Genomic DNA, 11,608 nt, shown 5'->3' on the forward strand with positions numbered 1-11,608 from the left:
GATTGATTCCAAATCAGATTTGTCAAGTATGGGGCAGCTTCAAACCGCTTGTTTTTTGAAAAAAGAACGCTTATAAGGTATGGACTATGTTCAAACAGCGTATTGAAAAATTAGGCTCCGCCTGCATTGACGGCATCCGGTCCATTGGTCGAATATCAATCTTTTTTTTCCAGGGTATCTGCCGGAATTTTGTGCCTTTTGTTCAGATTTCAAAAATCATGGAACAGGTGTGGTTTATTGGGGCTAAATCGATGTTTGTCATTGTGTTGACGGCAATATTTACCGGCATGGTTCTAGGTCTTCAAGGGTATTACACCCTGGTGGATTTCGGTTCCGAAGCGACCCTTGGGTCAGCCGTAGCCATGACCCTTATCCGTGAGCTTGGGCCGGTACTTTCCGCTATCATGATTACGGCCCGGGCCGGATCAGCCATGGCTGCAGAAATCGGTGTCATGCGAATTTCAGAGCAGATCGACGCCCTTGAAACCATGGACATTAATCCGGTACGGTTTACCTTTTCCGCGCGTCTTTCAGCGTCCATTATCAGTTTTCCACTTTTAACCGCACTTTTTGATGTTACAGGCATATTCGGCGGATACCTTACAGGCGTTGTAATGCTGGGTGTTAACCGCTATATATACATGGATAGAGTGATCCGAAGCATTGACCTTGCAGATGTCACCGGTGGATTTGTCAAAGCCCTGGTATTTGGCGTGATTGTCTCTACCATGTGCTGCTACAAGGGTTTTTTTGCACATATTTCCGGGGACCAGGCAGGGCAGGGTGCTAAAAGTGTATCCTTGGCCACCACCGATGCGGTTGTCAATTCCTGTGTCCTTATTCTAATCTCTGATTACATCATCACCTTTTTTCTGGTTTAATCATGGGTCAGCCTTACATTGAACTGATAGATATTCATAAAAGTTTTTCAGCCAACCATGTGCTTGACGGCGTCAATCTCACCATTGAAAAGGGTCTGGTGACATGCATAATCGGTAAAAGCGGCACGGGGAAATCTGTTTTGATCAAACACATTATTGGTCTGATACATGCTGATTCCGGTCAGGTCTGCGTGGACGGTTTGCCCATGAATCAAATGGACAATAATCAAACACACCGGTTTCATAAACAAATATCCTATATGTTCCAGGATAATGCCTTGTTTGATTTTTTAACGGTGTGGGAAAATATTGCCTTGCCGTTAACCGAGAAAAAAAAGATGCCAATGGATCAGATCCGGCAGCGGGTAAAGGAAAAAATGCTGGCCCTGGAGATCAGCAAGCATGAAAACAAATATCCGGGCCAGTTGTCCGGAGGGATCAGAAAGCGTGTGGCCCTTGCCCGGGCCCTGATTACCGAGCCTGTTGCCGTGCTTTTTGACGAGCCTACGTCAGGGCTTGATCCGGTGAGAAGAAACAGCGTCCATGCCATGATTTCGACATACCAGAGAGAATTCGGCTTTACCGCTGTTATTGTCAGCCATGATATCCCGCAGATATTTACCATATCACAGCGTGTGGCCATGCTTGATCAGGGTAAAATTATTTACTTTGGAAAAAGTGACGAGATTTTTCAGACTGACAATGAGACAGTCAAGGCATTTATTTCAGGAAAAGAGACAGGAAAAGAGACCTGATAAGTGAAAAATTAAGGACAGGTTCATGAAATTAATAAATAAGGAATTGTATGTAGGCGTCTTTGTTCTTATCGGCCTTTTGTGTGCGGGTTATCTTACGGTTGTTTTGGGTGGTGTCCCGATGTTCGGCTCGAAGGGGTATACGCTGTATGGATATTTTACCTCTGTAAGCGGTTTGAAAGACGGTGCCCGCATTGAGATGGCCGGTGTTGAGATCGGCAATGTCTCTGAGATCAGGCTGGACAAAGAGCGTCTGGAGGCAAAGGTTGCCTTCAGAATCAATCAGGAACTTCAACTCAGCGAAGACAGCATTGCCTCTATTAAAACCGCAGGCATCATTGGTGAAAAATATATTTCCATTTCTCCGGGTGGATCTGATATCATGCTTGAAGATAAAGAGGAGTTTAATAATACCGAATCAACCCTGGATATTGAGTCGCTGATCAGAAAATTTATCTTTAAAGATGATAATTGAGTCATGAACAGGTAAAAACCGCAGGGGAAATATCTATGAAATCTTATTTGGTCCTTAGTATTCTGATTCTGACACTGATCTCAGGCCCTGTTGTTGCCGGTAACATAGCAGATCAAACCGGACAAATGGTATTTTCAGGCGCTGATCAGGAAGCCGGTGCAGCCGATCAAATAGATACGGCACAGGATGATGGGTTTGAAGCAGATATTTTTCAGGAAGATCAGGCAGAGCAGAGTACCCATGCCATGGTCGCAGATCCCCTTGAAGGATTTAATCGGGCTGTATTCGTTTTTAACGATAAGATTTACATGTATGGCTTAAGGCCAATAGCAAAGGGGTATGCCCGGGTAGTTCCCACCTTTGCCCGTAGAGGGGTTAAGAACTTTTTTAACAACCTGTTTTTCCCCATCCGTTTTGTCAATGATTTACTCCAGGGCAAGGGTGAAGCTGCAGGCATGGAATTCTCCGCCTTTTTCATCAACACAACCCTTGGTTTTGGCGGATTAAATGATTTTGCCCAGAAATATGTGGGCATCCGGCTTCAGGATGAAGATTTTGGCCAGACCCTTGGATCATACGGCATTGGCAACGGATTTTATCTGATGCTGCCCGTTCTTGGTCCCAGTTCTTTGAGGGATGCCGTGGGCCGGGCAGGGGACTCGTTTATCAATCCAGTCAACTATGTACAGCCCTGGGAATTGTCCTGGGGAGGACGGGGGCTTGAAACGGTGAACGGGGCATCATTTCACATCGGAGAGTATGAAGCGTTCAAAAAAGCGTCAATAGATCCTTACACAGCCATGCGTAATGCCTATGTCCAGAACCGAAACGCCCTTGTCAAAGACTTGACCGGCGCGCAAAAATTAAAGGACAGTAAAGAATAAAAGACAGTTTCAATTTTTTTTCAGGCTGAGCAGTCCCAAAAGTTCCTTAAATATATTTTGTCTGACACGGTCCTTCATGATATTTTCATAAATATTTTATAAGGCTCTATTCACTAAACCATGTGTCCCCTGTAGCCCCCCTGTAGGTTGGGTTGAGGAACGAAACCCAACAATTATCTTTTCAAATCCATCACTCATACCCAACACCTTCATCAAAATCCAAAACCACACCGGCCCCCCAGTTTTCCGGGTATTGTTCCTGTTTCACATATTGGTGAAAACTTGAATATTTCCAACATCCCGGGGCATTAACCAAGCCATGTTTAACCGGATTGTAATGAATGTATTCCACATGCCGCATAAAATCCTGCTCATCTTTGTTTTTTGTTTTCAGGGGCCGAAAACACCTTTTGCCGCCCGAACGTTACTACCGTGAAAAAATAAGTTCCTCCTGCAATCTTTGCCCGACGGTACCCCATATCTTAACCGTTTCATAATGGTTCGTTAATTTGTGTTATCCATTTTCCCATCTGCCCCGGTGCCGCCCCATGTGGTCCCAAAAGTTGGGTTGAGCGCAGCGAAACCCAACAGTTAACCAGGAGCATTCATCAAACGATCCATGTTGATATAAATTTTCAGCCCATATTCCATTCAAAAAATTTTAATGAATCAATTGTTTGTTGGGTCGTTATATCCCAGCCTTATTTCCTCCGGTTTGCATTTAATTGTTGGGTTTCGTTCCTCAACCCAACCTACGCAGCTTTTTCCGCGTTCTTCTTTTTTCTGAAGCCTGCAATTCCGACCAATAATCCTGTTCCCAACAACAATAGTGTTGCTGGTTCAGGTATAGGTGCTGCGGAGGGGCTACTATTTCCATTCGTAATTATTGAGTTCCAAAAGTCCGTGGGATCGACAAACATAGCTTCAAAAGGAAGTGCTCCTGCCTGGTAATCAAAGAGAAAACTGAAACCCTTTAACGATTCACCGGGTGCGATGTCGGAACCCAACAAAGGTGCTGGTCCAGGTACTAAAGAAAAGCTTTCACCAAAACCTGTGCCATCAATCAAATCCCAGTCTGTGGGAAGGGACAATACTGTAAAAGTTGCTTCAAAATCAAATTCGAACCAGACGTCGTATAGGTCATAGCCTGCATCTGTAACGGGGTCTGACGCATTTGTCAGCGTATAGTCATATCGCCACATGCCCGTACCCAAATCCGTTTCAACGTAAGTGAATTCTGCAAAGGGCACGGCATAGGCCATGCTAATCATTAAGAAGGTGAATACAATTGCCATGATACCGAGCTGAATCTTGTTGTTTCTCATTTCTGGTTCCTTTTTATAACTGTTCCAATATCAAATCACCGCCGCTGATATCCGCCGGGTTTGCTGAATAATATAAACTGCCATCGGGTTTGTTGATGGTAATGCCGAATTGGTCGGGTGATCCGTCGGTTGCCGTTGCCGTGAAGGTATATCCCGTTGCACTGCCTATCTTTCCTTCTCCAATAATAGTCACCGTGTTTTCGGAAACCGTTACCTCGGTGATCGCGGTACTTTCAAAATTCATCCGGGTACGGGTATAGTAGTATTGAAGCGACCCGGACAGTAATGATGGACCGGTCACATCCACAGAAAAGGTGGCCCTGTATCTGGCGTACTCTGGATAGTTGTATGCACCACCGGAGATATTTATCTCTGTTGTGACTTCACAAGCATCGCCAATTCCGTTGCCGTCTGTGTCTGTTTGGTCTGAGTTTGGTGTGTCGGGACAGTTGTCGCAAACGTCTCCAATGTTGTCTTCGTCAGTATCGACTTGGTTTGGATTATTGGTATCAGGACAGTTATCTTCCACATCTATGATTTCATCTCCATCGAAATCAATAGTACTTGAAATCTTGGCAATGATAATATCATCAATTGCTATCGAACCGTGTGCATTGTCATCTGGGTTACTTAGTCTGAAAGATAAGGTCACTTGTTGCCCTGCAATCGATGAAAGATCGAACCAATCTGTATGCTGAGTAGCTTTGCCAATATTTTGGTCGCTGTCTGTTAAAAATATTGGTAAATCTTCGATAAATGCTTCAAAGATGCATCCCGAGTCTGCTGATAAAAATTCGTAGCTAAACCTGATTGCATTTGCATTATCAGGAATATTCAATGATGTGCTTGCTATTGCCTCAGAATTTATTTGTAGTTTTAGCCTTCCATTAACTCCATCTGTGATCTCTAAGACGGCATGGCCGACTTTGTCTGTAAGAAAAGCATCTGCATCTTCTATTTTATCAAGAGTGTTCAAACCTAACACTAAAATATTCTTCTGAGTTTCTAATGCAAATTGATTTAAACTTTCAACTTTATCGATTGACCAGTCAACTACCTTTCCGGTTGCATCCTCCACCTTGCCATCTAAGTAAATTAAATCGTTCAATAAAAATGAGCCATAAAGCTTCCACCTGGGCGTTCCGATTAACCTATCGTACCATGGCGCTAAAATGTCTCTGTACTGCCAAGAGTTAAAGCCATAATGGACATCTTCATCTTCAGGAGGTTTTTTAGGCTCTATAGTTTCATTTAGTATACTTGTGTTTTGAAAGTTGGTTATTGAGCTACGGTACCATTTATAAGAATAAGCATGACCCAAATCAAAATTTCCATTATCGTTAACCATATTTGCATCAGAGAGCATAATATTTGTATCGGCCGCCTTATAACCCATTTCGCGACCTAAAACTGAAGACCAATAATTATCAAGAAAAATCATATTTTCATAATCATTAAGAAATGAACCTCCAGGAGAGGTAATATGCCAAGGAGAATCAAGAAACGTAAGATGTTTAGCGTTATAAACTGCCCAATTTTCAATTAGTGTTTTTAAAGCAAAGGTTATAACACCTGATCCAAGACTATGGCCAATTAAGTGTATCTCATTTAAATAATTTTCTTTAATCTTTTCTTTTAAGCGATTGGCAAGATTAATTCCCGATTGTTCTACTTTATCAAAGGGAACTCCAAGGGTGCTTTGTAAAATTTTGTTTGGTGAAATTTTAGTGTGATGTGTTATAGCTTGGGCTTGCCAATTCCATAACAACACATTTGCCTCTTTTTGTTCTTTTATCGCACCGGCCATCAATTCCATCCAACTTGGTCTTTCAATGTCATCATCTTTATTCCAGCCATGAGATATGACATAAGTGGGCAAATTAGAATTAAATTCCACATTTGGGGGATAAATTTGAAGATCGCCAAAATCTGTTGATGCCACAATTCCTGACAAATCAACCATTACTCCTTCTGCAATGTTAATAGTTTGGATATTATTGCTTTGTGGGTCTAACGGATCAGTGCCAGCGTTTACCTCATAACCATCACTAACACCATCTCCATCCGTATCCCAATTGTTCGGATCAGTTCCATATTGGCGTTCCTCAAGGTTTGTCAATCCATCTCCATCAGGGTCGTCATCAGGACCTTGATCAAGATTCCCAAAATGCTCAAGCTCCCAGCAATCCGGTAATCCGTCCTCATCCGAATCGACGCCTTGAAGGGTGATACCAAAATGCGGCGTAGGCTGGTCCGCCAAAACGTCCACATCACTGCCGGTAAAGGTTTTATCTAAAGTAACGGATTCTATTTCCTGAATTCCAGTAGGTTCAATGTGGTGTTGCCCCGGTGTCAAATTTTGGAAAAAATAGCGACCCGTATCGCTGATCTTATCAACGTCAATTAAAGTTCCGTTTTGGTATAGGGATACCTGGGTCCCCTGAATTTCCTCACATTCAGGCTGGGTCACAATTCCACCAAGCGCAGGGATCAATGTTGTATCCACCCCCGTGATCAGCGGATCAAGCTCAACCCCCATGTAGTTCTGGTGTTTCAGCGTGGCATCAAATTCGACAAAATAACCGTCTTTTGTCGTCGTCAACAGCCAGTAGCCTTCTGCGGCACCACCAGCGGGAAGGTTGCCGAAGTCAATGGTCAGCACTCCTTCCTGATACCCATTTTCATTCGGGGTTGCGGACGATCCGTTAATCGTAAAACTGATGGGGATATTGTTCAGGTTCTCCACGATTCTCGGTTGTGCCGAGGAAATAACCAAATTGTTGGCCGGCCCATAGCCCTGGTTCGATACTTTGACCCTGATTTTGACCGGTTTGCCGGCCATCACCACATAAGGCAGTTCATAGTCGATTGCCAGTTTGGGCATGGGCTTGACAGTAATGGTTTCCTCATCGGTTACATATGAATGAGCATTCCCGTTGTAGGCGTAATCAATGGCCGTCGAGATGTTGTAATCCAGTCCGTTTGCCTGGGTTCCTCCGGCATCACTGCTGGGAATAATCTGCCAGTTGATGGACGCCGGTCCTGAAATGGTGCCGCCGTCCAGGGAACCGATACCGGTTTGTTCGGTGACGATCACAAAGAATTTGTCGCTGGCATCGTTGCCGTCCGGGTCTTCGATTTTGAGTTCAATGGAAACACTCTGAAGTCCGGACACGCTGGGCTTCAGGTTTAAGCTGGCATTGAACGCTTCTCTTTCAAGCGTGGCGCTCTGGTCGATCTCGATCTTTACCGTGCCGTGCTCGTTCATGGGTACATTGGGCGGTGACGGAATATAAAAAACACCGCTGGGGCTGGTGTAAGAATCCACAATGCCAGTATCGGTAATTGTGGAGACGTGAATCGGTACCAGATAACCGTCACTTTCCACGCGGTCGGACCATTTACCGATAAACCCGATGGCTTTTTTCAAAGCAATAAAGGAAGCGTAATTTTCAGCCATTTTTGCTTCCAGTACGGCTTCCAGGCCGTCGATATCAAAGGTCGCCACGTCGCCTTTAAAGGTCAGCGGTGTGGTTCGGTTGAAGTCCGTTGACCAGAGGGCTGTGTTGTTGGCGATGATGTCCGCAGTGGTGCTGCCTGAGTTTTCGCGCAGTAAGGCTTTCAAATCTTTGTCCAGGCCGGAAATCTTCTCGAACATAAAATCCATGTTGCGGTTGCTCTCAACCTCCAGCCGGTAGCTTGATCCCTGGTACTCAAGATCGTAGGCAACACCGTCCGTCTGATCATCAATAAAGGATACCGTGGGGAGGGACAGCTCCCTTGGTGTTCGAAAAAGAACGGGAATGGGGGTTTGCGTCTCCCCTTCATGGGCTTCGCCATCAATTGAAAACGTGTAATTCCCTGTGGCGATGATGCTGCCCATTGACCTGTCTTTCAGGGTGGCACTGGCGGCATCCGGGATCCTAGCCTTGAAGGCGACTTGCCGCGTTTCACCGGGGCCAAGCGGGGTATCCTCGAAAGAGATGGTTTTTGCCCCGTTTTCAAAAACGATTTCCACCTCGTTGTAGGTGGTATCGATTCCGGTTGCATCAAGCCTCAGATTCCTGACAGGTGCGTTATTGCTGGTATTTTTAATGGAGATCGTCCCTTCATAGACATCCTCGGGGAAGAAAGAGAGGTCGATCCGTGATGGGATCGGGTAAAGGGTCGGTTTGGTCAGGTCGGTAACATAGGTAATGTTGAGCGTGAGGTCATACTGGTCCTGAATGGTGGTGGGGGTTACCGTAAACTCAACATTCACCAGGTTGGTTACCAGGATGACACCTATGGTTTGGGGCGTGGTTCCGGGTTCGACGGTCAACTCGCCTTCTTTGGCGTCGTGTCCCTCTGCACTGATTAAATAGCGATAGTCGCCGGTGGGCACATCTTCGAAAAGAACGTAGCCGTCCCCATCCGTGGTTGCCGTAATGACGTCGTTGTATTCCTGTTCGCCCTGGGGCGTGACGTTGACGTGGAACTCCTTGCTGATCAGGTTCACCTCGGCTCCGGGTACAATCGAACCGGTATCGTCATGAACCTTGAACGCCACCTGGCCCACAACATCGGCTGTGATTTCCACGGTGAGGTAGACGGGTATCGACTCCGTATCATAGTTCAGATTCAGCTGTACGACGTAGTTACCCATCTGAATATCATCGGGTGGATCGACAAATATCTGGCACTCTTTTGACGATGCCGCGCCGATGTCACCCAAGTCACCGTTGACCACCGTAATCCAGTTAAAGGTATCCGGGTCATTGATTTGGAGTACAGTGCCCGTCATGGGTGCATAGCCCTGATTGGCGACGGTAACCACCTTTGTGGCCGTTTCATTGCGGTTGACCCCAATTTTCAGCGGATCGGGTGTGACTACCGGAATGCTGACGGCTTCATGCAGGTTGACGCTGATAACCGTGGAATCTGTCGAGCCTTCCGTTGACTTTACCTGAAAAGTAAAACTTTGGGGCGCGGATGGCGGCGTTCCCGGTTCGGCGGATATCACAATCGGGATACCAATAGATGCACCGGCATTCAAATTGGATGGCAGGCTGGCCGTATCGACAAACCCGGTTACGCCATCTGTTGGATCATTGTCAACCAGGGTGTAATCCACACCGGTCAGCGACGTATCTCCGATGTTCTCAAGGCTGAGATTGATCGTTTTGGAAGCGTTCATGGACATGTTGACGGTAACACTGCTTGGCTGCAGATACATGCCCAAAATGTCAAATTCGGTCGTAGCTGTGCGTTCAAGGCTGTTGTGCATGGAGGATGCTTTAACCGTGTAACTGCCTGCCTCGTTAGAACGGGGTTGGAAGGTGTAGCTGAATTCACCTGAATTGTTCGTGTAGGCAGTAAAACTGCGCTGATATCCGTTGTGGAGGATATAGATGGTGACCGGCAGATCCGCTATGGGTTGACCGCTGAAGTCGCTTGCAGATCCGGACACGGGGACATCCTGACCACGATCATAGGTCGGTAAAGACGTTGCCACAGAAAGATCAAACCCACTGATATCAATCACATGAACGACATCTGTATTTTTTTCTTCATTGCCTGCTTTATCCACAGCGCGCAGGCCAAACCGATAGACTCCCTCGGTTTGCAGATTGAGGGTGAAGGTGTTCTCGGGATGGTAAATCGTGGCATAGGCCGCATCGTAATTGATCGTTCCGGTGCCGTTGTCCCAATACAACTTGTATGCGTGTATATCGGATGCGGGTGAATGCGACCACTCAAGCGTTATGCCCGTTTCCGTTACATTACCGGTAAATCCGGATGCCGGTTCGGGCGCTGTATGATCCACTGTGAAAGACCGGGTAGCCGGGGTGGGATCTTCGTTGCCGGCCACATCGCGGGATTTTACTAAAAAGGTATGAAGACCATCGGCAAGGTCTGAAAATGTATGGTTGATTGCGGTATCAAAGGCGGACCATGCTTCTCCGTCCATCTGATATGAATAGGCTAGGTTTCCTGGGATGTCGTCGCTGCCGGACCACGAGAAGGAAACGCTGTCTGATGAGATGAAGGATGCTTGGGCCGGTCCGGAAGTGATGTTTGTATCCGGCGGTATCACGTCAACGACGGCAAATTCGAGGGTTGTTTCAAGGTTGTAGCGCGTATTGGTATCCGTATTCCACAGGGTAACAGTATAGGTGCCGGTGGAAGCGTAACTTCCCGAAGCGTTCTCTCCGTCCCATGTGCCGGTATAGGTTCCGGCTGTTTCGGTTAACGGGATGGTGGCAATCATTCCGATGCGGGCTTCAAGGTTCAATCCGGTGGCCATTTCGGCGGTAATGGTGGCGTCGCCGCTGCCGGGCACCTGGAATGGATTCGGTGTGATTGTCAAGGATTTTGCGGCGCTCAAGGTTAACGTACCAGTAGCCGGGAAGAGATTGCCGGAGCTGTCGTACACTTTTATGGTACAGATCCCCTCATCGGGAACAATTCCGTTTATCCGGCCGTCCCAGCTGGCCGTATAGGTCCCTTCGCTGCCGGACTCTAGTAGGGGTAAAGCAGTTGTGGTGCCGCTTTCAGGATGTGTGATGGTGGTGGTCAAACCGGTCTGTAGCGCATCTGCCCGGACAGTGATAATGGCTTCATTGGTGCCGGTTGGCACGAAGGGATCAGGTGAAGCGCTGATCGAAAAAACCGCCACATTTACCACGACATAGGTTTCTCGGTAATATTTTACGTCCGATCCTACATGGAAAAATCTTAGCCTGTAAGTATTGGCTCCGGCAAAATTCCCATAGGTGTCCCTGCCGTCCCATTCAGCAGTGTAAGTACCGGACGCTTCTGTCATGGGCAATACGCGGGTCAGGGCCTCTGTTACACCGTTAAAGATACGGCACTCAAGGTCCATTCCAGTCGCGGCGGAGGCTGTAATGGTTACATAGTTACTGCCGCCTGGTGTAAAAGATGTTGGTGTACGAGAGGCTGAGGATAGACCGGAGATGGTGAGCTGTCCCGTTGTTGTAGCGGAGTTATTTGCTGAATCATAAACGGAGATGGTGTAGGTCCCGTCCCTCATGATCATAGGGGGATTGTAGTCGTAAGTGACCGCGTCCCAGGCGGCGGTGTAGATTCCTGGGGTGCTGGTCTCGGTCAAGGGAAGATAAGAGTTTCCGCTGCTGTCGCGCCAATACGAGTACGAATTGCCGGAGAAATATAATTTCAGCCCTTCCTGGCCCGGCTCTGCCTCGACCGTGATTTCGGCTGTATTGGTCCCGGTGGGAATGAACGGATTGGGCGAAGCGATCACTGAGGTGATGCCTGCCGATACCTG

At 46.9% G+C, this 11,608-nt stretch carries 6 protein-coding genes; 4 read left to right on the plus strand and 2 right to left on the minus strand.

Features of this window, described 5'->3' with window-relative positions:
- Positions 1 to 86: 86 nt before the first annotated feature.
- Genes B3D59_RS14370 through B3D59_RS14385 form a run of 4 tightly spaced genes read left to right on the plus strand, consistent with a single transcriptional unit; the run spans position 87 to position 2,995 of the window.
- Positions 87 to 881 carry an MlaE family ABC transporter permease gene (locus B3D59_RS14370; protein ID WP_286820866.1) on the plus strand — a complete coding sequence of 265 codons (795 nt, stop codon included), beginning with the start codon at positions 87 to 89 and terminating at the stop codon, positions 879 to 881.
- 2 nt (positions 882 to 883) lie between these two features.
- Entirely contained in the window at positions 884 to 1,636 is a 753-nt protein-coding gene (locus B3D59_RS14375; RefSeq protein WP_286820869.1) for an ABC transporter ATP-binding protein, read from the plus strand.
- A gap of 25 nt (positions 1,637 to 1,661) precedes the next feature.
- Complete coding sequence (gene mlaD, locus B3D59_RS14380) at positions 1,662 to 2,111, plus strand: outer membrane lipid asymmetry maintenance protein MlaD (protein ID WP_286820870.1); 450 nt, start codon at positions 1,662 to 1,664, stop codon at positions 2,109 to 2,111.
- Positions 2,112 to 2,146: 35 nt separating this feature from the next.
- Positions 2,147 to 2,995, plus strand: coding sequence for an MlaA family lipoprotein (locus tag B3D59_RS14385; protein WP_286820873.1), 849 nt, complete (start codon positions 2,147 to 2,149; stop codon positions 2,993 to 2,995).
- Positions 2,996 to 3,747: 752 nt separating this feature from the next.
- On the opposite strand, the gene B3D59_RS14390 is transcribed toward B3D59_RS14385, so the two are convergent.
- Entirely contained in the window at positions 3,748 to 4,320 is a 573-nt protein-coding gene (locus B3D59_RS14390; protein ID WP_286820878.1) for a PEP-CTERM sorting domain-containing protein, read from the minus strand.
- Between the two features lie 13 nt (positions 4,321 to 4,333).
- A complete protein-coding gene (locus B3D59_RS14395) occupies positions 4,334 to 11,584 on the minus strand; it encodes a carboxypeptidase regulatory-like domain-containing protein (protein WP_286820879.1) in 7,251 nt (2,416 codons plus the stop codon).
- Positions 11,585 to 11,608 lie beyond the last annotated feature (24 nt).

It is taken from the genome of Desulfobacter sp. UBA2225 (assembly GCF_002348205.1).
GTDB classification, from domain to species: Bacteria; Desulfobacterota; Desulfobacteria; order Desulfobacterales; family Desulfobacteraceae; genus Desulfobacter; species Desulfobacter postgatei.